Origin of the sequence: Streptomyces sp. TRM49041 (assembly GCF_008271805.1) — a bacterium.
Lineage (GTDB): Bacteria > Actinomycetota > Actinomycetes > Streptomycetales > Streptomycetaceae > Streptomyces.
This window is the reverse complement of sequence record NZ_VSRY01000014.1, coordinates 36,868-61,634: the sequence shown is the minus strand read 5'-3', so window position 1 is coordinate 61,634 and position 24,767 is coordinate 36,868. Positions and strand designations below refer to the sequence as shown.

The 24,767-nt window shown below is 71.6% G+C and carries 24 protein-coding genes and 1 riboswitch; of the genes, 9 read left to right on the top strand and 15 right to left on the bottom strand.

From position 1 onward, the window contains the following. Nucleotides 1-96: 96 nt before the first annotated feature. Both FVS66_RS00570 and FVS66_RS00565 read right to left on the bottom strand, forming a co-directional pair. Nucleotides 97-1,344, bottom strand: a complete 1,248-nt coding sequence (locus FVS66_RS00570) for a spermidine/putrescine ABC transporter substrate-binding protein (protein ID WP_149178950.1) — start codon at nt 1,342-1,344, stop codon at nt 97-99. A 53-nt stretch (nt 1,345-1,397) separates the two neighbouring features. Next, a complete protein-coding gene (locus tag FVS66_RS00565) occupies nt 1,398-2,954 on the bottom strand; it encodes a gamma-aminobutyraldehyde dehydrogenase (RefSeq protein ID WP_149178949.1) in 1,557 nt (518 codons plus the stop codon). 177 nt (nt 2,955-3,131) lie between these two features. Here FVS66_RS00565 and FVS66_RS00560 point away from each other — a divergent pair, with 177 nt between their 5' ends. After that, nucleotides 3,132-3,716, top strand: a complete 585-nt coding sequence (locus FVS66_RS00560) for an NADAR family protein (RefSeq protein WP_187645319.1) — start codon at nt 3,132-3,134, stop codon at nt 3,714-3,716. Between the two features lie 93 nt (nt 3,717-3,809). Here FVS66_RS00560 and FVS66_RS00555 read toward each other — a convergent pair whose 3' ends face one another. Both FVS66_RS00555 and FVS66_RS00550 read right to left on the bottom strand, forming a co-directional pair. Continuing rightward, nucleotides 3,810-4,280, bottom strand: coding sequence for a DUF4190 domain-containing protein (locus tag FVS66_RS00555; protein ID WP_149178947.1), 471 nt, complete (start codon nt 4,278-4,280; stop codon nt 3,810-3,812). A 110-nt stretch (nt 4,281-4,390) separates the two neighbouring features. Continuing rightward, the gene (locus tag FVS66_RS00550; protein ID WP_149178946.1) at nt 4,391-5,101 is read right to left on the bottom strand and encodes a DUF4190 domain-containing protein; all 711 of its coding nucleotides are present in this window, start codon (nt 5,099-5,101) and stop codon (nt 4,391-4,393) included. Between the two features lie 87 nt (nt 5,102-5,188). On the opposite strand from FVS66_RS00550, the gene FVS66_RS00545 reads away from it, so the two are divergent. Together FVS66_RS00545 and FVS66_RS00540 are read left to right on the top strand one after the other, a co-directional pair. Continuing rightward, complete coding sequence (locus FVS66_RS00545; RefSeq protein ID WP_149178945.1) at nt 5,189-6,214, top strand: adenosine deaminase; 1,026 nt, start codon at nt 5,189-5,191, stop codon at nt 6,212-6,214. Between the two features lie 25 nt (nt 6,215-6,239). Continuing rightward, on the top strand, nt 6,240-6,932 hold the full coding sequence (locus FVS66_RS00540) for a glycerophosphodiester phosphodiesterase (protein WP_149178944.1): 693 nt from the start codon (nt 6,240-6,242) through the stop codon (nt 6,930-6,932). 88 nt (nt 6,933-7,020) lie between these two features. On the opposite strand, the gene FVS66_RS00535 is transcribed toward FVS66_RS00540, so the two are convergent. After that, the gene (locus FVS66_RS00535) at nt 7,021-7,554 is read right to left on the bottom strand and encodes a hypothetical protein (protein WP_149178943.1); all 534 of its coding nucleotides are present in this window, start codon (nt 7,552-7,554) and stop codon (nt 7,021-7,023) included. 31 nt (nt 7,555-7,585) lie between these two features. After that, nucleotides 7,586-7,996 (bottom strand): HXXEE domain-containing protein, encoded by a 411-nt coding sequence (locus FVS66_RS00530; protein ID WP_149178942.1) that lies wholly within the window; start codon nt 7,994-7,996, stop codon nt 7,586-7,588. A 240-nt stretch (nt 7,997-8,236) separates the two neighbouring features. Between FVS66_RS00530 and FVS66_RS00525 the strand changes: the two genes are divergently transcribed. After that, nucleotides 8,237-9,418: a beta-ketoacyl-[acyl-carrier-protein] synthase family protein gene (locus tag FVS66_RS00525; RefSeq protein WP_262386724.1), complete on the top strand. Its 1,182-nt coding sequence runs from the start codon at nt 8,237-8,239 to the stop codon at nt 9,416-9,418. Between the two features lie 75 nt (nt 9,419-9,493). Here FVS66_RS00525 and FVS66_RS00520 read toward each other — a convergent pair whose 3' ends face one another. Next, a complete protein-coding gene (locus FVS66_RS00520) occupies nt 9,494-10,930 on the bottom strand; it encodes a gamma-aminobutyraldehyde dehydrogenase (RefSeq protein ID WP_149178941.1) in 1,437 nt (478 codons plus the stop codon). Between the two features lie 201 nt (nt 10,931-11,131). Between FVS66_RS00520 and FVS66_RS00515 the strand changes: the two genes are divergently transcribed. From FVS66_RS00515 to FVS66_RS36485, 5 genes are all read left to right on the top strand, one after another. Further along, the gene (locus FVS66_RS00515; RefSeq protein ID WP_149178940.1) at nt 11,132-11,638 is read left to right on the top strand and encodes an Lrp/AsnC family transcriptional regulator; all 507 of its coding nucleotides are present in this window, start codon (nt 11,132-11,134) and stop codon (nt 11,636-11,638) included. Continuing rightward, on the top strand, nt 11,623-13,002 hold the full coding sequence (locus FVS66_RS00510) for an aspartate aminotransferase family protein (RefSeq protein WP_149178939.1): 1,380 nt from the start codon (nt 11,623-11,625) through the stop codon (nt 13,000-13,002). Before FVS66_RS00515 ends, FVS66_RS00510 begins: the two co-directional genes overlap by 16 nt. A 215-nt stretch (nt 13,003-13,217) precedes the next feature. Beyond that, entirely contained in the window at nt 13,218-13,946 is a 729-nt protein-coding gene (locus tag FVS66_RS00505; protein WP_149178938.1) for an ABC transporter ATP-binding protein, read from the top strand. Further along, nucleotides 13,928-15,127 (top strand): hypothetical protein, encoded by a 1,200-nt coding sequence (locus FVS66_RS00500; protein WP_149178937.1) that lies wholly within the window; start codon nt 13,928-13,930, stop codon nt 15,125-15,127. The genes FVS66_RS00505 and FVS66_RS00500 overlap by 19 nt, the downstream gene beginning before the upstream one ends. A gap of 113 nt (nt 15,128-15,240) precedes the next feature. Continuing rightward, on the top strand, nt 15,241-15,741 hold the full coding sequence (locus FVS66_RS36485; RefSeq protein WP_149178936.1) for a hypothetical protein: 501 nt from the start codon (nt 15,241-15,243) through the stop codon (nt 15,739-15,741). Nucleotides 15,742-15,772: 31 nt separating this feature from the next. Here FVS66_RS36485 and FVS66_RS00490 read toward each other — a convergent pair whose 3' ends face one another. From FVS66_RS00490 to tsf, 8 genes are all read right to left on the bottom strand, one after another. After that, entirely contained in the window at nt 15,773-16,798 is a 1,026-nt protein-coding gene (locus FVS66_RS00490) for an ABC transporter ATP-binding protein (RefSeq protein WP_149178935.1), read from the bottom strand. 2 nt (nt 16,799-16,800) lie between these two features. Then, a complete protein-coding gene (locus FVS66_RS00485) occupies nt 16,801-18,423 on the bottom strand; it encodes an iron ABC transporter permease (RefSeq protein WP_149178934.1) in 1,623 nt (540 codons plus the stop codon). A gap of 38 nt (nt 18,424-18,461) precedes the next feature. Then, the gene (locus tag FVS66_RS00480) at nt 18,462-19,562 is read right to left on the bottom strand and encodes a thiamine ABC transporter substrate-binding protein (protein ID WP_149178933.1); all 1,101 of its coding nucleotides are present in this window, start codon (nt 19,560-19,562) and stop codon (nt 18,462-18,464) included. 77 nt (nt 19,563-19,639) lie between these two features. Beyond that, nucleotides 19,640-19,749: riboswitch (TPP riboswitch) on the bottom strand. A gap of 148 nt (nt 19,750-19,897) precedes the next feature. Then, nucleotides 19,898-21,004, bottom strand: coding sequence for a 23S rRNA (adenine(2503)-C(2))-methyltransferase RlmN (gene rlmN / locus FVS66_RS00475; RefSeq protein ID WP_149178932.1), 1,107 nt, complete (start codon nt 21,002-21,004; stop codon nt 19,898-19,900). 100 nt (nt 21,005-21,104) lie between these two features. Beyond that, on the bottom strand, nt 21,105-22,220 hold the full coding sequence (locus FVS66_RS00470) for a phosphatidate cytidylyltransferase (protein ID WP_149178931.1): 1,116 nt from the start codon (nt 22,218-22,220) through the stop codon (nt 21,105-21,107). Then, nucleotides 22,220-22,777: a ribosome recycling factor gene (gene frr / locus FVS66_RS00465; protein WP_149178981.1), complete on the bottom strand. Its 558-nt coding sequence runs from the start codon at nt 22,775-22,777 to the stop codon at nt 22,220-22,222. The genes FVS66_RS00470 and frr overlap by 1 nt, the downstream gene beginning before the upstream one ends. A 127-nt stretch (nt 22,778-22,904) precedes the next feature. After that, nucleotides 22,905-23,669: a UMP kinase gene (gene pyrH / locus FVS66_RS00460; protein ID WP_149178930.1), complete on the bottom strand. Its 765-nt coding sequence runs from the start codon at nt 23,667-23,669 to the stop codon at nt 22,905-22,907. 155 nt (nt 23,670-23,824) lie between these two features. Continuing rightward, nucleotides 23,825-24,661 carry a translation elongation factor Ts gene (gene tsf / locus FVS66_RS00455; RefSeq protein WP_149178929.1) on the bottom strand — a complete coding sequence of 279 codons (837 nt, stop codon included), beginning with the start codon at nt 24,659-24,661 and terminating at the stop codon, nt 23,825-23,827. Between the last annotated feature and the right edge of the window lie 106 nt (nt 24,662-24,767).

Here is a 24,767-nt window from a genome sequence, read left to right as displayed (position 1 = left end):
TGGTCCCAGGTGTCAGGGGCGATGTTGAGCCCGTCCGGCGTTTGAGGACGAGCGCCGTTCAGGCGCGAGAGAAGGGGTCACGGCCGTTCAGGCCGCCTACGCACCGATGAGCTTGGCGAACTTCTCCTCGTACGCCGTCTCTTCGTCGGTGCTGAGGGAGCGGAAGGCATGCGACTTCGCGGCCATCGCCTGGTCCGGGAGGATCAGCGTGTTCGACGCCAGCTCGGGGTCGATCCTGGCCAGTTCCTCGCGTACGCCCTCGACGGGGCAGACGTAGTTGATGTAGGCGGCGAGCTGGGCGGCGACGGGGGGCTCGTAGTAGTAGTCGATGAGCTTCTCGGCGTTGGTCTTGTGCCGTGCCTGGGCGGGGACCAGGAGGTTGTCGGTGGACGTCATGTATCCGGCGGATGGGATGGCGAAGCGGATGTCCGGGTTGTCGACCTGGAGCTGGATGAGGTCGCCGGCCCAGGCGAGGCAGGCGGCGATGTCGCCCTTGCTGAGGTCGGCGGTGTAGTCGTTGCCGGTGAAGCGGCGGATCTGCTTGGTGTCGACGCCCTTCTGGAGGCGGCCGAGGGCGGCGTCGAAGTCCGCGGTGGTGACCTTGCCGGGGTCCTTGCCCATGTCGAGGAGGGTCATGCCGATGGAGTCGCGCATCTCCGAGAGGAACGCGACCCGGCCCTTGAGCCTGGGATCGTCGAGGAGCTGGGTGACGGAGTCGACCTTGCGGCCGCCGGTCGCCTTGATGTTGTAGGCGATGACGGTGGAGATGCCGGTCCAGGGATAGGAGTAGGCGCGGCCGGGGTCCCAGTCGGGGCGGCGGAACTGGGGGGCGAGGTTGGCGTAGGCGGTGGGGAGGTTCGCCGGGTCGAGCTTCTGGGCCCAGCCGAGGCGGATGATGCGGGCGGCGAGCCAGTCGGTGACGCAGATCAGGTCGCGGCCGGTGTCCTGGCCGGCGGCGAGCTGGGGCTTGATCTTGCCGAAGAACTCGACGTTGTCGTTGATGTCCTCGGTGTACTTGACCTTGATCCCGGTCCGCCGGGTGAACGCCTCCAGGGTGGGGCGGCGCTTCTCGTCCTCGCTGATGTCGATGTACTGCGTCCAGTTGGAGAAGTCGAGCTGCTTCTCCTCGGCCGAGTAGTCGGTGGAGGAGGGCCCCTCGCCCTCCCGCCTGGCGGGCGGGATGCCACAGGCGCTCAGTCCGGCGAGGCCGCCGAGGGTGAGCGCCCCGACGCCCGAGGCGCGCAGCAGGGAACGGCGGCTGAGGGCTCCCCTGCCGTTCGTCAGGCTGCGCCGCATCGCGGCGAGCTGTGCCGCGGAGAGGCTGTCGGGCTCGTACTGCTCCATGCGCTGTGCCTTTCGGGTTGGGTCGGTCCGCTGTTCGTGCGGCGTCCTGTGGGCTAGCGGTCCCCGAAGATCGTGCGGTGCCAGTCCTTCCTGGCGACCGCGGTGTTGTCGAGCATCACGTGCTTGACCTGCGTGTACTCCTCGAAGGAGTACGTTGACATGTCCTTTCCGAAGCCGGAGGCGCGGTAGCCTCCGTGCGGCATCTCGCTGATGATCGGGATGTGGTCGTTGACCCAGACGCAGCCCGCCCTGATCTCGCGGGTGGCGCGGCCGGCGCGGTAGACGTCGCGGGTCCAGGCGGACGCGGCGAGGCCGTAGGGCGTGTCGCCGGCGAGGGCGAGTCCCTCGTCGTCGCTGTCGAACGGGAGGACGACGAGGACGGGGCCGAAGACCTCGGACTGGACGATCTCGCTGTCCTGGGCGGCGCCGGTGATCAGGGTGGGCGGATAGTAGGCGCCGGCGGCCAGGTGGCCCTTGGGGGGTTCGCCACCGGTGACCACGGTGGCGTACGCGCGGGCCCGGTCCACGAAGGCGGCGACGCGGTCGCGCTGGGCGTGGCTGATGAGCGGCCCGAGGTCGGTGTCCTGGTGGAACGGGTCACCGAGCCGGACGGTTCCCATGAGCGCGGCGACCTGCTCGACGAAGGCGTCGTACAGGGGCCGCTGGACGTAGGCGCGGGTGGCGGCGGTGCAGTCCTGGCCGGTGTTGATGAGCGCACCGGCCACGGCGCCGTGCACCGCGGCTTCGAGGTCGGCGTCGTCGAAGACGACGAAGGGTGCCTTGCCGCCGAGTTCGAGGTGGAGGCGCTTGACGGTGGCGGTGGCGAGTTCGGCGACCCGCTTGCCGACGGGCGTGGAACCGGTGAAGGACGTCATGGCGACGTCGGGGTGGCCGACGAGGTGCTCGCCCGCGTCCCGTCCGGCGCCGTTGACAATGTTGATCACGCCGTCGGGGATGCCCGCGTCGGTGGCCGCCCGAGCGAACATCAGCGAGGTGAGCGGGGTGAGTTCGGCGGGCTTGAGGACGATGGCGTTGCCTGCGGCGACGGCCGGGAGGATCTTCCAGGCGGCCATCTGGAGGGGGTAGTTCCAGGGCGCGACGGAGCCGACGACGCCGATGGCTTCGCGGCGGATGTACGAGGTGTGGTCGCCGCTGTACTCGCCCGCGGACTGGCCCTGGAGGTGGCGGGCCGCCCCGGCGAAGAAGGCGGCGTTGTCCACGGTGCCCGGGACGTCGAACTCGCGGGTCAGCTTGAGCGGCTTCCCGCACTGCAGGGACTCCGCCCGCGCGAAGTCCTCGGCGCGTTCGGCCAGGACGGCGGCGAAGCGGTGCAGCGCCTCGGAGCGCTCGCCCGGGGTGGCCCCGGACCAGGCGGGGAAGGCGGCGCGGGCGGCGGCGACGGCCGCGTCCACGTCGGCGGTCCCGGCGAGCTCGTATGTGAGGACGTCGTCGCCCGTCGCGGGGTCGACCACGGTGTGGGTGCGGCCGGAGGTGCCGGGGCGCAGGCGGCCCCCGATGTACTGCGCGCCCTCGCCGAAGCGCTGCCGCGCCTCGGTGGCGGTGGCGGTGCGTTGATCCACGATCTCCGCTGCCTGGAAGCGGTCGTCCATTTGACGCTCTCCGTTGTTCCAGCTTGATTTGAGTGCCGATCCTGACAGAGTGGTCCCCACTCAACAAGGGATTCCGTTGTTGCCTTTTGGTTACGCGACGGATTGCGTCGACCATGTGTCGCGCGGCTCCGGAAATCCCCGTACGGAGTGTCGGTGGCGGCTGCCATGCTGGCGTGCATGGAGCAGCTGGATGCGCTGATCGAGCAGGTCAGCAGGGGTGAGCGAAGCGGGATGGAGGTTCCGGCCGGAGGCTGGGGGAGGGTGAGGTTTCTGTACTTCTGGGGGCATCGCGCGCGCCGTGACGGGGAGATCGGGGCGAGCTGTCTGAGCCAGTGGTGGCCGTCGCCGTTCACGGTGGACGGGGTCACGTACGCGACGGCGGAGCACTGGATGATGGCCGCGAAGGCGCGCCTCTTCGGCGACGCGGAGGCGGAGCGACGGGCCGTGGAGGCGGCGAACCCGGCGCTCGCCAAGAAGGCCGGGCGGCTGGTGCGCGGCTTCGACGAGGCGGTGTGGGAGCGCGAGCGGTACGGGATCGTGGTGGAGGGGAGTCGGCACAAGTTCGGCCAGGACACGCGGCTGCGGGACTACCTGCTGGGCACCGGGAACCGGGTGCTGGTGGAGGCGAGCCCGGTGGACCGAATCTGGGGCATAGGACTCGCGGCCGACGACGAGCGCGCCCACGACCCGGCCCGCTGGCGCGGCCTCAACCTGCTGGGCTTCGCGCTGATGGACGCGCGGAAGGAGCTGCGCGGGCAGTAGCGGGGCGGCTCCCGGCCTGCCCACGGATGGGGCCCGGCACGCCTCGCGTGCCGGGCCCTCCGGAAGTACGGCCCACGGCCTGCGGGCGGCGGGTCAGATGCCGCTCGCCGCTCCGAGGGAGCCGGCGAAGATCAGCAGCACGAGCGCCGGCAGCAGCACCGTCGCGATGATGCCCATGACCAGCCCCGACGTGGCCGCGCCCTTGTTGGTCGCCTCGCCGCGGTTCGCCTTGCCCCGGCCCAGCGCACCGAAGATGATCGCGAGGATTCCGAGGATCATGCCGATGAACCACAGCACGAGGATCACGTTGCAGACGACACCGATGATGCCGAGGACCAGTCCCGCGGTTCCCATGCCGTTGCTGGGCCGCGGCGCCCCGTACCCGGGCGCCCCGTACGCGGGCGCGGGCGTGGCGTACGGCGAGACCGGCGGTGCCGCCGGGTAGCCGACCGGTGGCGGCGGAGGGGTGCTCGGCGCCGGGTATCCGTAGCCGGGCTGCTGCGGCCCGCCGGAGCCGTACGGACCGGGCGGCCCGAAGCCGGGCGGCTGGTTCGGGTCGGACATGATGAGTGATTCCCCCTCCGTTGGACGTCGTCCGCCCATCGTATGCGCGGCGATCACTCCGGAGGGCCCGGAGCGCCTGTCGGGGGCCCTCCCGGCCGGGGACGGCCCGGTCAGCGAACCGTTTCCGGGACGACCATGGACGTCGAGTACGAGTCGTCGTACGAGTCGAAGTCGTCCTGGCGGGACACGCCCTCGGCGATCGCCCAGATGAGGCCGCCGAGGACCAGGATGCCCAGGACGATGCCTATCGAGCCCGTGATGATGCCCGCCGTCGCCATGCCGCCGTTGTTGGCCTCGCCCCGCTTGACCCGCTTTCGGGCGACGATGCCGAGGATGAGGCCGAGGGCACCCGTGATGATGCTGACGACTCCGTACAGGCAGAACGTGACCACCGAGACGATGCCGAGCACCATCGCGGCGATGCCGAGACCGTTCGCCGGGGCAGGCCCCCACGGATTCGCGCCGTACGGCGCCGGATAGCCCGGGTAGCCATAGCCGGCACCCGGCCCCACCGCCCCGCCGGGTCCACCCGGTGCGCCTGGTACGCCCGGTGCGCCCGCTCCGCCCGCCATGGGCGTCGTGGGCGCCGGGTAGCCGTACGGGCCCGGTGCGGGCTGCGCCGGTCCGCCGGGCGCGACCGGGGGCGGCGGAAGCTGGTCGCCCGCCGGGGCGCCGAAGCCCGCCGTCGGCATCGACGTCACCGTCGGCTGGTTGTGCGGCCCGGCCGCCGGAGGCGCCGGCTTGCCCAGGTCGATCCCCGGCTCGGACTGCCGGGCCTCCGGCGGCGCCCAGGGATCGTTCCGCTCGCTGTTGTCTGGCATGACCCTCCCCCATCGTGTCCGGCCATGCTAACGACCCGCTTACGATGAGCCGTGACCAGGGACGGCTCACCCACTCGGAGGACCTCGATGACCGATCTGCACCCCTTCATCGCGGGGCTTCCCAAGGCGGAGCTGCACGTCCACCACATCGGCTCGGCCTCGCCCCGCATCGTGTCCGAGCTGGCCGCGCGCCACCCGGACTCGAAGGTGCCGACGGATCCCGAGGCTCTGGTCGACTACTTCACGTTCACCGACTTCGCGCACTTCATCGAGGTCTACCTCTCGGTCGTCGACCTGGTCCGCACCCCCGAGGACGTCCGGCTGCTCACCTACGAGGTCGCCCGCGACATGGCGCGGCAGAACATCCGCTACGCGGAGCTGACCGTCACCCCGTTCAGCTCGACGCGGCGGGGCATCGACGAGAAGGCGTTCATGGAGGCCATCGAGGACGCCAGGACCGCGGCCGAGACCGAGCTGGGCGTGATCCTGCGCTGGTGCTTCGACATCCCGGGCGAGGCCGGTCTGGAGGCCGCCGAGGAAACCACCCGGCTCGCCGTCGACCTGCGGCCCGAGGGACTGGTCTCCTTCGGGCTCGGCGGCCCGGAGATCGGCGTGCCGCGCCCGCAGTTCAAGCCGTACTTCGACCGGGCCGTCGCGGCCGGGCTGCGCTCCGTGCCGCACGCGGGCGAGACGACGGGACCGCAGACCGTCTGGGACGCCCTGAACGACCTGCACGCCGAGCGCATCGGCCACGGCACGAGCGCCACCCAGGACCCTGTACTGCTCGCCCACCTCGCCGAGCACCGCATCGCCCTGGAGGTCTGCCCCACCTCCAACATCGCCACCCGCGCCGTCACCGACCTCGACCGGCACCCCATGAAGGAGATGGTCGCCGCCGGGGTACTGGTCACGATCAACTCCGACGACCCGCCGATGTTCGGCACCGACCTGAACCACGAGTACGGGGTCGCCGCCCGGCTCCTCGGACTCGACGAGCGCGGCGTCGCCGGCCTCGCCAGGAACGCCGTCGAGGCGTCCTTCCTCGACCCGGCGGGCAAGGCCCGCATCAGCGCGGAGATCGACGCCTACACAGAGCAGTGGCTCGCGCCCTGACCTGCCGGGCCCCGACAATGGGGCCATGCGCACCGTCACCGTCGTCGGGCACCGGGGAGACCCGTACCGGGTCCGGGAGAACACGCTCGCGTCGATCCGCTCGGCCTTCGCGCGCGGCGCGGACGCCGTCGAGATCGACGTCCGGCTCACCTGGGACGGCGTCCCGGTCCTCCTGCACGACGAGACCCTCCGGCGGCTGTGGCGGATCGACCGGCCGCTCGCCGCGCTCACCTTCGCCGAGGTCCGCGAGCGGACCGGCCCGGAGGGCGTGCCGACGCTGTACGAGGCGCTGGAGGCGGCCGCCCCGCACCGGGTGATGATCGATCTGCCCGGCGCCACCGAGGCGGCGGTCCGCACCATCGTCGGCGGCGTCCGCGAGTGCGACGCGGACGACCGCGTGTACTACTGCTCCGCGGCGCCCGCCATGCTCCTCGTCCGCGCCGCCGCCCCGGCCGCCGAGCTGGCGCTGACCTGGACCACGCTCGCCCCGGCCGCCCCCGCACTCCTGGAAGCGCTGGCGCCGCGCTGGCTCAACTACCGCTTCGGACTGGTCAGCGCGGAGCTCTCCGACCGGGTGCACCGCGACGGGCTGCTCGTCTCCGCCTGGACGCCCGACACCCGCAGGAGCATGCGCAGGCTGATCGGCAACGGAGTCGACTCGATCACCACCAACCGTGTGGACACGCTCACCTCCGTACTGACGGGAGCCCGCACGTGACTTCGCGGCACTGTCGACAACGACCCTGGAAGGCCGCGCCGCCCATCGCCGCCCGCGGCCGCGAGGAGTTCGCGTCCTTCACGGCACGTCATGCGCGTAGCGCGACCGACGGGTTGACCGGCTCCGTCAGCGCCTCCAGGCGCTTGATGTGGCGGCGTACCACGAGCAGCGGGATCACCCCGAAGACCCCGAAGGACAGGTCGATGACCGTCCACCAGAAGGGAATGCCGCGGAGCGGTCCGCAGATGAGGGCGAGCGGGACGATCCCGGCGCAGGCGATGATCCCGAAGTCGACGACCCAGATGTTCCGTACGGGGTCGCGGTACGGGCCGTAGAAGGCGACCGCGATGACCAGGTGCGCGAAGGCCAGCCAGTCCGTCCCGTAGAGCAGGAACGGGTACTGGGACTCGGCCACGTCGAGGCCCGTCCGTACGCGCTGGATCCACTCCAGCAGGCTGGGGAAGGCGTCGGCGACGGGCGACGCCCAGCCGGTCAGCGCGTCCTCCGTGAGGCGCAGTTCGGTGACGAGCGGGAACGCGGTCGCCCCGCTCAGCACCAGGCACACGATGAAGAACAGCAACCACACACGGATCCGCCGCAGCAGGGCTCTTGACTCGGTCATGTCCGCAGCGTACGCCCGGGTTTACCGGCCTTTACCGGGCCCCCGTGAGCCCGCGCGCGACGGTGTGCGAGAGGATGGTGGCGCCTGCTGTCAGGGCGGCTCCGGCCCCGGCGTCACGCGCCCGCGTGGGCCGCGGCACCCCCGCACGGCGCGGCGTGAGCGCGCCCTGACAGAAGCCGGACCCGCCGCCGGTACGGGCCCCCGCGACAGCGGCGGCCCCGACGAGCGTCCCCATCACACCGACCGCGACACCGAACTCCCGCCGGTGCACGGACTCGGCGGCCCTGCAGACCAGCTCAGGCACCGTGGGAAAACGCTCGCGCGGCTCCGGCAGACGGGCGACGGAGCCTGCGCGGGGCGGAGCGACCTCCTCCGCGTCGTGGAGGGCCCGGGCGGCGAAGAGCCCGTAGGTCACCGCGCGGTTCACATCATCGTCCTTCATGTCGTCGTTCCGGACTCGGAGTCGACGCCCCCCATGCCGCCCCCCATGCCGACCCCCCATGCCGATCGGCCGGGCCGGGCGTGGTGTCGGGCACCGGACGGTGACCACGGCGTGTCACCCACGCGGGTGCTTCTGGCCCGGATACGCCGCCGATCGGTCCCGCGACGTCACCGCGGCCCGTCCGGCCGCCCATAGGGTGTCGCTTCTCCCCCCGTCCTCCACCTCTGTCTGGAGCCGATCTTGCACGTCCGAGAACGCGTCCGCGCACACCGGCCGAACGACATCGCCGTCACCGGCCTGGGCCTGGTCACCCCCGCCGGCCGGGACGCGGAGTCCACGTGGGACGGGCTGCTCGACGGTGTCTCGACGGCCGCGCGGGACGTGCGGCTGGCCGGGCTGCCGGTCGACTTCTCCTGCCGGGTCGCTGGGTTCGACGGGGCCGCGCCACTGGGGCTCGCCGCCGCCCGGGAGGCGGTCGCGGACGCGGCCTGCTCGGCGGCGTGGGAGGGCGCGCGGGTGGCGGTCGTCCTCGGGACGAGCGGCGGCTGCCACGGCGGTCTTCCGGGCGGCGGTCTGCAGGATGGCGGCCGGGCGGTCACGGCCGGGGAGATCAGTGCGGACCTGGGCGCGCTCGGCCCGAGCTTCGTCACGGTCGGCGGCTGCGCCTCGGGGGCGACCGCCATCGGCATGGCGCGGGACCTGCTGCGGGCGGGATCGTGCGACATCGCCGTCGCGGGCGGCACCGACAGCGTCCTGGGCCGCACCGCCGCGGCCGGGTTCGGCCGCCTGGGCGCCCTGTCGTCCCGTACTCACGACCCGGCCGGCGCGTCCCGCCCGTTCGACGCCGAGCGGGACGGCTTCGTGCTCGGCGAAGGCGCGGGGGTGCTGGTCCTGGAGCGGCTGGCGGACGCCCGGGCCAGGCGGGCGCGGGTGCGGGCGGTGCTCGCGGGGTACGGCGCCTCTGCGGAGGCGCGGCCCGGGGAAGGGCCGGTCGGCCTCGACGGGGTCGACCCGGAGGGGCGGGGCGTGGAGCTGGCGGTCCGGGCCGCGTTCGCCGACGCCGGGCTCGCCCCGGACGACGTCGACCATGTGAACGCGCAGGGCACGGGCGCCCCGCTGGACGACCTGGCCGAGGCGCGGGTGCTGCGTCGGGTGTTCCGGGGCACGCCGCCGCCGGTCACGGCCGTCAAGAGCGCCATCGGGCACGCGGGCGGGGGCGCCGGCGCGGTGGAGGCGGCGTGCACGGTGCTGACCATCCAGCACCAGGCGATCCCGCCGACGGCGAACCTGGACCGGCTGGATCCGGAGATCGAGCTGGACGTGGTCACCAAGTCTCCGCGGCGCGGGCCGGTGCGGGCGGCGCTCAGCACGTCGTTCGGGCTCGGCGGGCAGAACGCGGTGCTGCTGTTCCGTACGCCGTGACGTAGGGCCGAGGGCGGGCCGGGACGACGATGTCCCGGGCCCGCCCTCGGTGTCCCTCCTCGTACTGCAGGGGCGTCAGCCCAGCGAGGTCATCACATGCTTGATGCGCGTGTAGTCCTCGAAGCCGTACGCCGAGAGGTCCTTGCCGTAGCCGGACTTCTTGAAGCCGCCGTGCGGCATCTCCGCGACCAGCGGGATGTGGGTGTTGATCCACACACAGCCGAAGTCGAGGGCCTTGGACATGCGCATCGCGCGCGCGTGGTCCTTGGTCCAGACGGAGGAGGCGAGCGCGTACTCGACGCCGTTCGCGTACTGGAGGGCCTGCTCCTCGTCGCGGAACGACTGGACGGTGATGACCGGGCCGAAGACCTCGTGCTGGATGATCTCGTCGTCCTGGTTGAGGCCGGAGACGACGGTCGGGGCGTAGTAGTAGCCCTTGTCGCCGACCCGGTGGCCGCCCGCCTCCACCTTGGCGTGCGCGGGCAGGCGGTCGATGAAGCCGCTGACCTGCTTCAGCTGGTTGGCGTTGTTGAGCGGGCCGAACAGTACGTCCTCGTCGTCCGGCGCGCCCGTCTTGGTGTCGGCGGCGGCCTTGGCGAGGGCGGCGACGAACTCGTCGTGGATGGACTCGTGGACGAGGACGCGGGTGGCGGCCGTGCAGTCCTGGCCGGCGTTGAAGAAGCCCGCGACGGAGATGTCCTCGACGGCCTTCGGGATGTCGGTGTCCTCGAAGACCACGACGGGGGCCTTGCCGCCCAGCTCCAGGTGGACGCGCTTGACGTCCTTGGAGGCGGACTCGGCCACCTGCATGCCGGCGCGTACGGAGCCGGTGATGGAGGCCATGGCGGGGGTCGGGTGCTCGACCATCGCGCGGCCGGTGTCGCGGTCGCCGCAGACGACGTTGAAGACGCCCTTGGGCAGGATCGACCCGATGATCTCGGCGATCAGGACGGTCGAGGCCGGCGTGGTGTCGGACGGCTTCAGCACGACCGTGTTGCCCGCGGCGATCGCGGGGGCGAACTTCCACACGGCCATCATCATCGGGTAGTTCCACGGCGCCACCTGGGCGCAGACGCCGACCGGCTCACGCCGGACGATGGAGGTCAGACCCTCCATGTACTCGCCCGCGGAGCGGCCCTCCAGCAGACGGGCGGCGCCCGCGAAGAAGCGGATCTGGTCGACCATCGGGGGCAGCTCTTCGCTGCGGGTCAGCCCGATCGGCTTTCCGGTGTTCTCGGATTCCGCGGCGACGAGGTCCTCGGCCCGCTCCTCGAACGCGTCGGCGATCTTCAGCAGGGCCTTCTGGCGCTCGGCGGGGATGGTGTCCCGCCAGCCGGGGAACGCGGCGGCGGCGGCCTCCATCGCGGCGTCCACGTCCGCCTGTCCCGAGAGCGGAGAGGTGGCGTAGACCTCCCCGGTGGCGGGGTTGACGACGTCGATGGTCCGTCCGTCGGCGGCATCCCGGAACTCGCCGTTGATGTAGTTGCGCAGACGACGCAGTTCGGTGGTCACGTGGCCACCCCTCCTGTCGGTTTCGGTATCCATATTCACCCTCTGCCCGGTTTCATGCTGTCCGGTGGGTGAGACACCCAGCCTAATCGTTGATGCCACGCTTTCGACAGGCCCGACGCTCCACAACTTCGGATTCAGTGAGATCTCGGACCCACAACAACGAATTTCATCTGTTTGGACTTGCCAGATCGACGGGTCTCGGTGCACAGTGAGGTTGTGGCCAGTCGAAGCGCAGAGTCCAGGACCGGTAGTGGATCGTCCCCCTCGATCGATGCCGTGTCCCTGGCGATCATCGAACAGCTCCAGGAGGACGGGCGCCGTCCCTACGCCGCGATCGGCAAGGCCGTGGGCCTGTCGGAGGCGGCCGTGCGGCAGCGCGTCCAGAAACTCCTCGACCAGGGCGTGATGCAGATCGTCGCCGTCACGGACCCGCTCACCGTGGGCTTCCGGCGGCAGGCGATGGTCGGCGTCAACGTCGAGGGTGACGTGGACCCGGTCGCGGACGCACTGACGGCCATGGCCGAGTGCGAGTACGTGGTGATGACCGCGGGCTCCTTCGATCTGATGGTGGAGGTCGTCTGCGAGGACGACGACCACCTGCTCGACGTGATCAACAAGCGCATCCGCACTCTCCCCGGCGTGCGTTCCACCGAGAGCTTCGTCTACCTCAAGCTCAAGAAGCAGACCTACATGTGGGGAACCCGATAGCCGTGAGCAAGGACCTCTCCAAGACCGCCTACGACCACCTGTGGATGCACTTCACCCGCATGTCGTCGTACGAGAACAACCCCGTCCCGACCATCGTCCGCGGTGAGGGCACCTACATCTACGACGACAAGGGCAAGCGCTACCTCGACGGCCTCGCCGGCCTGTTCGTGGTGCAGGCGGGCCACGGCCGCACCGAGCTCGCCGAGACCGCGTACAAGCAGGCGCAGGAGCTCGCGTTCTTCCCCGTGTGGTCGTACGCCCACCCGAAGGCCGTCGAGCTGGCCGAGCGGATCGCCCACCACGCCCCCGGCGACCTGAACAAGGTCTTCTTCACCACCGGCGGCGGCGAGGCGGTCGAGACCGCCTGGAAGCTGGCGAAGCAGTACTTCAAGCTCGTCGGCAAGCCGACCAAGCACAAGGTGATCTCGCGGGCCGTCGCCTACCACGGCACCCCGCAGGGCGCCCTGTCCATCACCGGCCTGCCCGGCCTGAAGGCCCCCTTCGAGCCGCTGGTCCCCGGTGCGCACAAGGTGCCGAACACCAACATCTACCGCGCCCCGCTTTTCGGTGACGACCCGGAGGCGTTCGGCCGCTGGGCCGCCGACCAGATCGAGCAGCAGATACTCTTCGAGGGCCCCGACACCGTCGCCGCCGTCTTCCTGGAGCCGGTGCAGAACGCCGGCGGCTGCTTCCCGCCGCCGCCCGGGTACTTCCAGCGGGTCCGCGAGATCTGCGACCAGTACGACGTCCTGCTGGTGTCCGACGAGGTCATCTGCGCATTCGGCCGGCTCGGCACGATGTTCGCCTGTGACAAGTTCGGCTACGTACCGGACATGATCACCTGCGCCAAGGGCATGACCTCGGGCTACTCCCCGATCGGCGCGTGCGTCGTCTCCGACCGCCTGGCCGAGCCCTTCTACAAGGGCGGCAACACCTTCCTGCACGGCTACACCTTCGGCGGCCATCCGGTCTCCGCCGCTGTCGGCCTCGCCAACCTCGACATCTTCGAGCGCGAGAACCTCAACCAGCACGTCCTCGACAACGAGGGCGCGTTCCGCTCGACCCTGGAGAAGCTCCACGACCTGCCGATCGTCGGAGACGTCCGTGGCAACGGCTTCTTCTACGGAATCGAGCTGGTCAAGGACAAGGCGACCAAGGAGTCGTTCAACGAGGAGGAGACCGAGCGCGTCCTGTACGGGTTCCTCTCCAAGGCGCTCTACGACAACGGCCTGTACTGCCGCGCCGACGACCGCGGCGACCCGGTCGTCCAGCTGGCCCCGCCGCTGATCTCCGACCAGTCGACGTTCGACGAGATCGAGCAGATCCTCCGCGCCACCCTGACCGAGGCGTGGACCAGGCTCTGACCGGTCCGAGCCGAATCGTTCCCTCCGATCGGCTCACCCCGTCCGTCGGCAGGCCGCGGCCCGGATGCACCCACGCGGGTGCATCCGGGCCGCGGCCGTTTCCGCTTCCCGCGCCACACCGCTGGGGGCCGATGAACCGCGTGTTATGTTCCGACCGGTTCGGGGGGAAATGTATGGCTCCGAAAGGCTCCGAGCTGATCTGAGGTGTGACAGACATGGTGGCCCCGCCCGACAACGACGTGCTGTGGGCGCGTTCCCTGCACCACACGCACAACGGCTCCCCCGCGCTCAGCGGTGTCTCCCTCGGCGTCCGCGAGAGCGAGATCCTCGCTGTGCACGGCCCGCGCGGCTGCGGCAAGACGACCCTGCTGCGCTGCCTCTCCGGCCAGTTGCTCCCCCAGGAGGGCGAGGTCTGGTTCAACAGCGCCCCCGTGCACACCATGAGCCCGCTCCAACGCGAGCGGCTCCGCCGCGACCGGTTCGGCTGGATCGGCCCCGAGCCCGTTCTCGTACCGGAACTGACGGCCTGGGAGAACGCCGCGCTGCCCCTGCTGCTGCGCGGCTGCTCCCGCCGTGCCGCCAAGTCCGCCGCCCTCGAATGGCTCGAACGCCTCGACACGGGGCCGTGCGCGTCCCGGCGGCCGCACGCTCTGCTCCAGTCGCAGCGCCAGCGCGTCGCCATCGCCCGCGCCCTCGTCTCCACCCCCACCGTGCTGTTCGCCGACGAGCCCACCGCGGCCCTCTACAGCGCGGACCGCGCGCAGATTCTGCGGACCCTCACCGCCGCCGCCCGCTCACACCGCATCACGGTCGTCCTCGCCACGCACGACGCGGACGTGGCCGCCCTCGCCGACCGCACCGTCGGCCTGCTCGACGGCCGGCGCGTCAACGCCGTCGACCCCGACGGAGCGGAGGGGCGCGACGCGTGCTCGCTCTCCGTCTAGCCCGCGGCGCCCACCCCCTTCTCCAGCTGCGCCGGCTGCTGGTCACCACAGCGTCGGCCGGGGTGGGCTTCCTGCTGCTCTGCGCCCTCGGACACGCCGTGGCACACCCGGGCCAGTCGTCCGCGTCCCTGCTGCGGCTCGGCTGGTGCGTCCTGCCGCTCGCCGCCGCCGTCCACCTGGCGGTCGCCGTCGCCCGTACGGACCCGAGCACCCGGCCCCGGCCCGGCCTCTCGTCCGTGGGGCTCGGCCCTGCCCGGCTCACCCTCATCGCGGCCACGTCGACCGCCCTGGCCTGCGCACTCGGCTCGGCGCTCGCCCTGCTCGTCTACCTGCACCTGCGCGGCGACCTGACGGGCCTGCCGTTCGACGGGGCCGCCGCCGGACTGCTGGGCGCCGGACAGCCCCTGCCGCTGCCCGGCGCGCTGACCCTGCTGGCCGTCACTCCGGTCACCGCGTCCACCCTGGCCGGGATCACCCTGCGCCCCCGGCGGCCGCGCGCCGATCCGGACGCCGGGGCGCCGGGCCAGGACGGCGACGCGGAGTCCGTGGCACGGGACCCGTTCGCCCCGACACCCGCGCCCACCGGGCTGCCCTGGGGCGTCACCCTCATCGCCGTCGGCCTGGCCGTCGAGGTGTACGGGGCGCGCGGGGCGGACGGCAGCGCGGCGCCGCTGCCCGGCGGCTTCCCCGGCAGCCCGGTTCCGGTCCTGGCCGGCTGGACCCTCACCGCCCTGGGCCTGGCGGTCGCCGGACCCGGCCTCGCCCACCTGTGCGGACGGCTCATCCAGGCATACCGGCCGGGCGCCACCCGGCTCCTCTCGGGCCGCGCCCTGATGGACGAGTCCCACCGCATCGGCCGCCCCCTCGGCGTGCTGTGCGCGGTCGTGTCCGCGGCGATCGCGGCCGGCGCCCTGTACGGGCAGACCATCAGCCGCCCCCTGGGCCCGCTCACCGGCCTGGGCGCCGGCCTGGTCCTGGCCTGCGCCACGGCCGCGCTGCTCACCGCCGCCATCGATACCCGCCAGAGCCGCGCCGGCACGACCGCGGCCCTGATCCGTCTCGGCGCACCCGCGGGCCTCCTCCGCACGGCCGCGCTCCTGCGCACGGCGGTCCTGCTCGCGGTGTTCACCCCACTGACCTGGGCGGTGGCCACGCTGGCGGCACTGCCGCTCAGGGCCTGACGCCGAGCCGGTCCGAACACCCCGACCGTCCGAACACTGGGGCTTTCGCGGCCGCATGGCGCACCGTCACCGGCACGGTCACCCGCGCGGACACGACCGCGAGATCGAGACTCTTGAGAAATCCGACCGGGCCGTCGCGCGGCAGCCTCGTCGGGCAGCGCGTCCAGTCCCTCGACCTGACGGAGCGTGGGTACGAGCCGCTGTCCGTCGACGTGACCGCCGCCGTGTTCCTCGGCCGCCGGCCGACGCCCGACGCGGCCGCCAAGGTGCGCGCCGACGGGGCGCTGGCCTTCCCGCCCGTACCCGACGTGCCGTTCGACCCCTGCCGGGGCCTGTTGTACACCCCCGACGAGCTGTTCACCGGACTCGGCCGGCGCGGGTACCCGGCCACCTCGGTCGCGCGGATGTACGTGTGGCGACCGGAGGCGCTGCCGCGACCGGCCCGGCCACGTAGCGGCAGCGGGACGGAGGCAACGGCCGGGCCCTGTTCGCCGTCTGGCAGACGGACAGCCGGAGACGGCCGCCCTGGAGGTCGGCGAGACGTGCTGCCCGGCGCGGGCGGTGCGGACGGCTGGCCGGGGGACGAACCGCGGGAAGTCGTCGACGCCCGCTGACCGGCCTCTCGGCCTGCTGGAGACGCCCTGGTCAGCCGCTGAGGACGACCACCTCGTCGGCGGCGAACGTCACGCCGACCGCCGCGCCCTCGTCAGGGGCGGCCCGCAGGGCGCACTCCGCCTCCAGGAGCGGGGCCGCCGCGTCGTCGGGGCGGAGCAGTACGGCGACGTGATGGCCCCGGAAGGTACGCCCCTGGACGGTGCAGCGCAGCCCGTCGGCCGGGTCGCCGAGCTGTACTCCGGCGGGCCGCACCAGCAGCCGGGCGGCGCCCTCCGGGGTGTCGGCCGGGACGGGCACCTTGCCCCACACCGTGTCGGCGGCCTCACCGCTCACCGTCGCGGCGACCACGTTGTCGAAACCCAGGAACCGGGCGACGAACTCGGAGGCGGGCCGCCGCCACACCTCCAGAGGGGTCCCCACCTGGGCGATCCGCCCCTCGTTCATGACGACGACCCGGTCGGCGAGCGCGAACGCCTCGCCCTGGTCGTGTGTGACGGCCAGCACCGTCGTACCGAGCCGCCCGAAAAGCCCGCGCAGCTCGGTGACGAGCCGTTCGCGCAGGCCCCGGTCGAGCTGGCCCAGCGGCTCGTCCAGCATCAGCAGCCGCGGGCTCGGGGCGAGGGCGCGCGCGAGCGCGACGCGCTGCTGCTCACCGCCCGACAGGGCGGCGACGGACCGTCGTTCGGCGCCCGGCAGGCCCACCAGGTCCAGGAGTTCGGTGACCCGCGCGGCCCGCTCCGCCCGCGACACGCCGCGCATGCGCAGCCCGAACGCGACGTTGCCGGCCACGTCCCGCTGCGGGAACAGCTGGTGGTCCTGGAACATCAGCCCGACGCCGCGCCGGTGCACGGGCACGCCCGCCTGGTCGGCGCCGCCGAGCAGGACCCGGCCGGCGTCGGCCCGCTGGAGCCCGGCGACGACCCGCAGCAGGGTCGACTTTCCGCTGCCGCTCGGCCCGAGGACGCACACGATCTCGTGGTCGGCGACCGTCAGGTCCACGGCGTCCAGTGCCCCGCGGGCCCCGAAGCGCACGGTCACGCCATCGAGCTGAAGCATGGTCAGAACTCCCCCGTGCGGTCCGTACGGACGCGTTCGAGCAGCAGCAGCGCCACCGCGCACACCGCCATCAGGATGGTGGACAGGGCCATCGCCTGGCCGTAGTTGAGCGGCCCCGGCCGCCCGAGGAGCCGGGCGACGGCCACCGGCAGGGTCGGGGTGTCGGCGCGGGCGATGAACACGGTCGCGCCGAACTCGCCCAGCGACACGGCGAACGCGAACCCGGCCGCGACGAGCAGCGCCCGCCGCACCATGGGCAGGTCCACCTCGCGCCAGGCCCTCAGCGGCGACGCGCCGAGCACCGCGGCCGCCTCGCGCAGCCGCGCGTCCACGGCCCGCAGTACGGGCAGCATCGTCCGTACCACGAAGGGGACGCCGACGAGGGCCTGGGCGAGGGGTACGAGGATCCATGTCGACCGCAGGTCAAGCGGCGGCTCGTCCAGGGCGATGAGGAAGCCGAAGCCGACGGTCACGGCGGACACGCCGAGCGGCAGCATCAGCAGCGCGTCGAAGCCGCGCACCAGCCGCCCCGCCCTCCGGGTGAGCGCCGCGGCGGCGAGCCCGCCGATGACGACGGCGATGGCCGTCGCGGCCAGGGCGTACTGGAGGGAGTTCCATACGGCCTCCAGCGGCGGGACGACGAACGTGCCGCCGCCCGCGTCGGCGGACTGGAGAGCGCGGTAGTAGCCGAGGCCGCCGGACTCGTCCAGGGAACGGGCGACCAGCACGCCGAGCGGGAGGAGGAGCAGCAGGGCCATCGAGGCCAGGACACCGCCGAGGAACGCCCACTGCCCGGCGCCGCGCGGCCGGTGCGCGGTGCGGGCCGGGTCGACCAGCCGGAGCGTGGTCTCCCGGCGCCGGACCGTCCAGGCGTGCACGGCGAGGATGCCGCATACGGCCGCGAACTGCACGAGGGTGAGGACGGCGGCGGTCGGCAGGTCGAGGAGTGTCGCGGTCTGCCGGTAGATCTCCGCCTCCAGCGTGCGGTAGGCGGGCCCGCCGAGGATCACGATCACACCGAACGAGGTGTACGTGAAGAGGAACACCATCAGCGACGCGGCGGCGACCGCCGGGCCGAGCGCGGGCAGGGTCACGCGCCGCCACGCGCCGAACCGGGACGCGCCGAGGACCCGGGCGGCCTCCTCCTGCCGGGGGTCGAGCTGCGACCAGAGGCCGCCGACGGTCCGTACGACGACGGCGTAGTTGAAGAAGACATGGGCGAGGAGGATGGCCCAGACGGTCGTGTCGAGGCGTACGCCCCACAGCTCGTCGAGGAGCCCCCCGCGCCCGAGGAGGGCGAGGAAGGCGGTGCCCACGACGACGGTCGGCAGCACGAACGGGACGGTTACGACCGCCCGGAGCACCTGCTTGCCGGGGAAGTCGAAGCGGGCGAAGACATATGCGCCGGGGAGTGCCACGAGGAGGGTGAGCACCGTGGAGGCGAGCGCCTGCCAGGTGGTGAACCACAGCACGTCGAGGATGTCCGGCCGGCTCAGCACCTCGCCGAGCCGGCCGAAGCCCCGGCCGCCGTCCGTCGTCAGCCCGCGGCCGACGATCGCGGCCACGGGGTAGGCGAAGAAGACGGCGAAGAAGGCGGCGGGCAGGAGGACGAGCGCCCCCCGCACGGTGCCGCCCCCGGCGCGCGCCCTGGCTTTGCCGGTCCCTACTTCAGGACGAGCGAGGACCACGACTGGACCCACTGGTCACGGTTCTCGGCGATCTTCTCCGGGTCCATGGTCCGCGGCTTGTCGACCACCACGCCGTGCCGGGTGAACAGCTCGGGCAGCTGGGCGTCCTCGGCGACCGGGTGCACGAACATGTTCAGCGGCATGTCCTCCTGGAACTTCTTGCTGATCATGAAGTCGATGAGGGCCTTGCCTCCCTCCTCGTTCTTCGCGCCCTTGAGGAGGCCGGCGAACTCGACCTGGCGGAAACAGGTGCCGGTGGAGACACCGGTCGGGGCCTCGGCGGGCTGCGGGTCGCTGTAGAGGACCTCGGCGGGCGGGCTGGAGGCGTAGGAGACGACCAGCGGCCGCTCGGCCTTGGCCTGCTTGCCGCCGGCGGAGCCGGAGAACTCCTGGTTGTAGGCGATCTCCCAGCTCTCGGCGACCTTGACGCCGTTGTCCTTCAGCTTCTTCCAGTAGTCCTGCCAGCCGTCGTCGCCGTACGCGGCGGCCGTGCCGAGCAGGAAGCCGAGGCCGGGGGACGACCGCTCGGGGTTCTCGACCACGAGCAGGTTCCTGTAGGCGGGCTCGACGAGGTCTTCGAGGGTCTGCGGCGGCGCGAGCTTCTTGTCGGCGAAGTACTTCTTGTCGTAGTTGACGCAGATGTCGCCGGAGTCGACGGGCGTGACGCGGTGCTTGTCCTTGTCGAGCTGGACGGCGTCGTCGACCCGGTCGAGGCCCTTCGCCTCGTACGGCTCGAAGAGGTCGTTGTCGAGGGCGCGGGAGAGAGTGGTGTTGTCGACGCCGAAGAAGACGTCGCCCTGCGGGGCGCCCTTGGTGAGGACGGCCTTGTTGACCGCCTCGACGGCGTCGCCGCTCTTGAGGACCTTGACCGTGTAGCCGGTCCGCTGGGTGAACTCCTTCAGGACGGCGTCGGAGGCGACGAAGGAGTCGTGGCTGACGAGGGTGACGGTCTTGGACTTGGCCCCGTCCGTCGTGCCGCCGTCTCCGCTGCCGGAGCCGTCGCCGCAGGCGGTGAGCGTCAGGGCGCCCAGCGCCGCGGCGGCCGCGCCCGCGGTGATCTTCTTGGTGGTGCTCACAGATTCCTCCTGGGTGTGACCAGGAAGAGACGCGGCCCCGCCCACCGCTCGGAAGGAGGGTGGGCAGGGCGCAACAGCTCGAGTAGCGACCGAACTCCCTACCCAGAATGACCTGGGCGAGGTTCAGAGGGTCTGCGGTCTGACGGCACCGCACTCTCAGCGCTGTGGCGCTCCCCTGTCGGAATATCCAGATGTTCGAACTCAGACTACAGCGGGGCGATTTTCGGTCACCCGCAGGTCCGCGTAGCGGTCGGCGTACCGGTCCGCGTCCGCGGTACCGGTCCACGTCCGCCTATCGGTACGCGGGCCGGTGAACGTGCCGGTCCGCGGGCCGGTCAGCGCTCGGCGGCGGCGAGCTGCCCACAGGCCCCGTCGATCTCCTGGCCGCGGGTGTCGCGGACGGTGACCGGGACGCCGTGGGCGGCGATGGCTTCCACGAACGCCCTCTCGTCCTCGGGACGGGAGGCGGTCCACTTGGAGCCCGGGGTGGGGTTGAGCGGGATCAGGTTGACATGGACCCGCTTGCCCTTGAGGAGCCGGCCGAGCAGGTCGCCGCGCCATGCCTGGTCGTTGATGTCGCGGATCAGCGCGTACTCGACGGAGACGCGGCGCCCGGACCGCTCGGCGTACTGCCAGGCCGCGTCGAGGACCTCGCGGACCTTCCAGCGTGTGTTGACGGGGACGAGCGTGTCGCGCAGTTCGTCGTCCGGCGCGTGGAGGGAGACGGCGAGGCGGCACTTGAAGCCCTCGTCGGCGAAGCGCAGCATCGCCGGGACGAGACCGACCGTGGAGACCGTGATCCCGCGCTGTGACAGGCCGAGGCCGTCCGGCTCGGGGTCGGTGAGGCGGCGGATGGCGCCCACGACCCGGTTGTAGTTGGCGAGCGGCTCCCCCATGCCCATGAACACGATGTTCGACAGCCGCGCGGGCCCTCCGGGGACCTCGCCGTCGCGCAGGGCGCGCATCCCGTCGACGATCTGGTGGACGATCTCGGCGGTCGACAGGTTCCGGTCGAGACCGGCCTGGCCGGTGGCACAGAACGGGCAGTTCATGCCGCAGCCGGCCTGCGACGAGATGCACATCGTCACACGGTCGGGGTAGCGCATGAGCACCGACTCGACGAGCGTGCCGTCGTGCAGCCGCCACAGCGTCTTGCGGGTGGTGTCGTCGTCGCACGAGATATGCCGGACGACGGTCATCAGCTCCGGCAGCAGTTCACCGGCGAGCTTCTCGCGGGAGCCGGCGGGGATGTCGGTCCACTGGGCGGGGTCGTGGGCGTACCGCGCGAAGTAGTGCTGGGACAGCTGCTTGGCGCGGAACGGCTTCTCGCCGATCGCGGCCACGGCCTCCTTGCGCTCGGCGGGCGTGAGGTCGGCGAGGTGCCGCGGCGGCTTCTTGGCTCCGCGGGGGGCGACGAAAGTGAGTTCTCCGGGCTTGGGCATGGTCCCACCAGTGTCGCAGAGATACGACGTAGGGCTCGCCGCCCTGTGGACAACGAGCCCTTCACCCGAGGAACAGCAGGTCAGCGAGGCCGAACCGGCGTCAGCCCACCCCGACGAACAGCACCAGCAGCAGCCACACCACCGGAGCCGTGGGCAGCAGCGAGTCGAGCCGGTCCATGATGCCGCCGTGCCCCGGCAGGAGCGTGCCCATGTCCTTGATGCCGAGGTCGCGCTTGATCATCGACTCGCCGAGGTCGCCCAGCGTCGCGCTCGCGGCGACGGCCAGGCCCAGCAGGAGGCCCTGCCACCAGGTGCCGCCGTCGATAAGGAACTCGGTACACAGCGCGCCCGCCGCCATCGCGAACGCCACCGCGCCGAGCAGCCCCTCGCGGGTCTTGCCGGGGCTGATGCGCGGCGCCAGCCTGTGCTTGCCGAACCGCCAGCCGACGGCGTACGCGCCCGTGTCGCTGACGATGGTCAGCACCAGGAACGTCAGCACCCGCTGCGGCCCGTCGTCGGCGGCCAGCATCAGCGCCACGAACGTCGCCAGGAACGGCACGTAGAACGCGGCGAACACACCGGCCGTGACGTCCTTGAGATAGCCCTCGGGCGGTTCCGTCATACGCCACACGAGCACCGCGAGCGCGGTGAGCGCCATCGTCACCCAGGCGCCCTCGGCGCCGCGTACGTACCCGGCGACGACCATCGCCGCGCCGCCGACCGCGAGCGGTACGAGGGGCGCCTTGATGCCCTTGCGCTCCTCGAGCCGGGAGGTGAGCTCCCACAGGCCGACGACGACGGCGACCGCGATCACGCCGACGAACACGGCCTTGACGACGAAGAGCGAGGCGACGATGACGGCGCCGAGCCCGACGCCGACCCCTATGGCTGCCCGCAGGTCCCGGCCGGCCTGCTTCTTCTGCCTCTGCTTCTTCTGCGAGCGAGCCTGCGGCCGGGAGGGCTCCGGTGGTTCCGAGGGCATGGGCTCCTGCGGCATCTCGTCATGGAACAGGGGACCGCTCAGCCGAGCGGCCCCCCGGTCATGGTCGTCCTGGTCTCCGTCAGCGGGGACGTCGGGCACGATGGGCACGGGCCGAGTCTGCTGCGCGGCATGCTCATCGTAGGCGGGACCCGCCGGGGCGGCCGGAGCGCGCCCCTGGTCGGGCGGACCCCAGTATCCGCCTCGTGGCGGGGCCCCCCAGGAAGCGTCGTTCATCAGACCTCGAGCAGCTCGGCTTCCTTGTGCTTCAGCAGCTCGTCCACCTGCGCGACGTACTTCGCGGTGGTGTCGTCGAGCTCCTTCTCCGCACGGCGGCCCTCGTCCTCGCCGACCTCGCCGTCCTTGATGAACTTGTCGATGGTCTCCTTGGCCTTGCGGCGGACGGAGCGGATCGAGATCTTCGCGTCCTCGCCCTTGCCCTTGGCGACCTTGATGTACTCCCGGCGGCGCTCCTCGGTGAGCTCGGGGAAGACCACCCGGATGATGTTGCCGTCGTTGGTCGGGTTGACGCCGAGGTCCGAATCGCGGATCGCCTGCTCGATGTTGCGCAGGGCGGTCTTGTCGAACGGGGTCACGACGGCCATGCGCGGCTCCGGCACCGAGAAGGAGGCCAGCTGATTGATCGGCGTGAGGGCACCGTAGTAGTCGGCCACGATCTTGTTGAACATGGCCGGGTGCGCACGCCCGGTGCGGATCGCGGCGAAGTCCTCCTTGGCGACCAGGACGGCCTTCTCCATCTTCTCCTCGGCCTCGAGGAGGGTCTCTTCGATCACCATTGCTCCTGCGTGTCTTTGGGTTTGTCCCGGCGTGCACCACGGCCGCGGAACCTGCGTCGCGTCTTCTCCTGCACGGTGTCCGACCGGCAGGGCTTTGTCCATCCCCGGGCGGGGGGACCCGGGGTCAGTGCCGGGTGCCCTGGTCGCTCACGAGAGTGCCGATCTTCTCACCCTTCACCGCGCGCGCGATATTGCCGGCCGCGAGGAGCTCGAAGACCAGGATCGGCAGCTTGTTGTCGCGGCAGAGCGTGATGGCGGTGGCGTCGGCGACCTTGAGGTCGCGGGTGATCACCTCGCCGTACTCCAGGGCGTCGAACTTCACGGCGTCCGGGTTGGTCTTGGGGTCGGAGTCGTAGACCCCGTCGACGCCGTTCTTGCCCAGGAGGAGAGCCTCTGCGTCGATCTCCAGGGCGCGCTGGGCGGCGGTGGTGTCGGTGGAGAAGTACGGCATGCCCATACCGGCGCCGAAGATGACTACACGGCCCTTCTCCAGGTGGCGTACGGCGCGCAGCGGGATGTACGGCTCCGCGACCTGGCCCATGGTGATGGCGGTCTGGACGCGGGACTGGATGCCCTCCTTCTCCAGGAAGTCCTGGAGGGCGAGGCAGTTCATGACCGTACCGAGCATGCCCATGTAGTCGGAGCGGGCCCGGTCCATGCCGCGCTGCTGGAGTTCGGCGCCGCGGAAGAAGTTGCCGCCGCCGATGACGACCGCGATCTGCGCGCCGTCGCGGACGACCGCGGCGATCTCGCGTGCCATGGCACGTACGACGTCGGGGTCGACGCCGAGGCCACCGCCGCCGGCGAACGCCTCGCCGGACAGCTTCAGAAGGAAGCGGCCGGCCTTTTTACCGGTGCTGTCGTCGCCCTGTGCGGCGCCCTGATTCATTGGAGATCTCCTCGTGCACATACGAAGAAGGCCATTGCCGGGGGTGTTGGTGTCCCTGTGCGGCAATGGCCTCCTCGTCAGATCTGCGGTCGTCCGGCGCGGACGCGGACGACTGCTTCGACCCTATCGGGGTCCGGTGTCCGTCGTGTACGGACTCAGATGCCGACCTTGATGCGCGCGAAGCGCTTCAGGGTGACACCGGCCTCGTCCAGGACCTTCTGGACGGACTTCTTGTTGTCGAGCGCGTACGGCTGGCCGAGCAGCGTCGCGTCCTTGAAGAAGCCGTTGAGACGACCCTCGACGATCTTCGGGAGCGCGGCCTCGGGCTTGCCCTCGGCGCGGGTGGTCTCCTCGGCGACGCGACGCTCGGCCTCGACGACCTCGGCCGGGACGTCCTCCTTGGAGAGGTACTTCGGGGCGAAGGCGGCGATGTGCTGCGCGACGCCCTTCGCGACCTCGGCGTTCTCCTTGTCGAGCTCGACAAGGACACCGATCTGCGGGGGCAGGTCGGGCATGGTGCGGTGCATGTAAGCGGTGACGTAGCCGCCGGTGAACTGCGCGAAGCGGTCCAGGACGATCTTCTCGCCGAGGTTCGCGTTGGCCTCGTCCACGAACGCCTGGACGGTCTTGCCGGGCTCGATCTCGGAGGCGAGCAGCGCCTCGATGTCGGCCGGGCTCGTCGCGGCGACGTGGGCGGCGAGCTGGTTGGCGACGGACTGGAACTTCTCGCCCTTGGCGACGAAGTCCGTCTCGCACTTCAGCTCGACGATGACGCCGGAGGTGTTGTCGTCGGCGATCTCGGAGACGACGGCACCGTTCTCGGCGGAGCGGCCCTCGCGCTTGGCGACGCCCTTCTGGCCCTTGATGCGCAGGGCCTCGACGGCCTTGTCGACGTTGCCCTCGGCCTCGTCCAGCGCCTTCTTGCAGTCCATCATGCCGGCGCCGGTGAGCTCACGGAGCTTCTTGACGTCAGCGGCGGTGTAGTTCGCCATGATCTGTGAATCTCTCTCGAAGTCTGGAAGATCTACAAAGATCGGGGGGTGGACGGCGGGGGCTTGTGGCCCCCACCGTCGACGACCGGACCGGTCAGGCCGGGCC

What these genes read in the sequence shown, in the direction of transcription:
- FVS66_RS00570 (WP_149178950.1), bottom strand. Translation starts at nt 1,344, where the DNA reads ATGGAGCAGTACGAGCCCGACAGCCTCTCCGCGGCACAGCTCGCCGCG.
- FVS66_RS00565 (WP_149178949.1), bottom strand. Translation starts at nt 2,954, where the DNA reads ATGGACGACCGCTTCCAGGCAGCGGAGATCGTGGATCAACGCACCGCC.
- FVS66_RS00560 (WP_187645319.1), top strand. Translation starts at nt 3,132, where the DNA reads ATGGAGCAGCTGGATGCGCTGATCGAGCAGGTCAGCAGGGGTGAGCGA.
- FVS66_RS00555 (WP_149178947.1), bottom strand. Translation starts at nt 4,280, where the DNA reads ATGTCCGACCCGAACCAGCCGCCCGGCTTCGGGCCGCCCGGTCCGTAC.
- FVS66_RS00550 (WP_149178946.1), bottom strand. Translation starts at nt 5,101, where the DNA reads ATGCCAGACAACAGCGAGCGGAACGATCCCTGGGCGCCGCCGGAGGCC.
- FVS66_RS00545 (WP_149178945.1), top strand. Translation starts at nt 5,189, where the DNA reads ATGACCGATCTGCACCCCTTCATCGCGGGGCTTCCCAAGGCGGAGCTG.
- FVS66_RS00540 (WP_149178944.1), top strand. Translation starts at nt 6,240, where the DNA reads ATGCGCACCGTCACCGTCGTCGGGCACCGGGGAGACCCGTACCGGGTC.
- FVS66_RS00535 (WP_149178943.1), bottom strand. Translation starts at nt 7,554, where the DNA reads ATGACCGAGTCAAGAGCCCTGCTGCGGCGGATCCGTGTGTGGTTGCTG.
- FVS66_RS00530 (WP_149178942.1), bottom strand. Translation starts at nt 7,996, where the DNA reads ATGAAGGACGATGATGTGAACCGCGCGGTGACCTACGGGCTCTTCGCC.
- FVS66_RS00505 (WP_149178938.1), top strand. Translation starts at nt 13,218, where the DNA reads ATGGTGGCCCCGCCCGACAACGACGTGCTGTGGGCGCGTTCCCTGCAC.
- FVS66_RS00490 (WP_149178935.1), bottom strand. Translation starts at nt 16,798, where the DNA reads ATGCTTCAGCTCGATGGCGTGACCGTGCGCTTCGGGGCCCGCGGGGCA.
- rlmN (WP_149178932.1), bottom strand. Translation starts at nt 21,004, where the DNA reads ATGCCCAAGCCCGGAGAACTCACTTTCGTCGCCCCCCGCGGAGCCAAG.
- FVS66_RS00470 (WP_149178931.1), bottom strand. Translation starts at nt 22,220, where the DNA reads ATGAACGACGCTTCCTGGGGGGCCCCGCCACGAGGCGGATACTGGGGT.
- pyrH (WP_149178930.1), bottom strand. Translation starts at nt 23,669, where the DNA reads ATGAATCAGGGCGCCGCACAGGGCGACGACAGCACCGGTAAAAAGGCC.
- tsf (WP_149178929.1), bottom strand. Translation starts at nt 24,661, where the DNA reads ATGGCGAACTACACCGCCGCTGACGTCAAGAAGCTCCGTGAGCTCACC.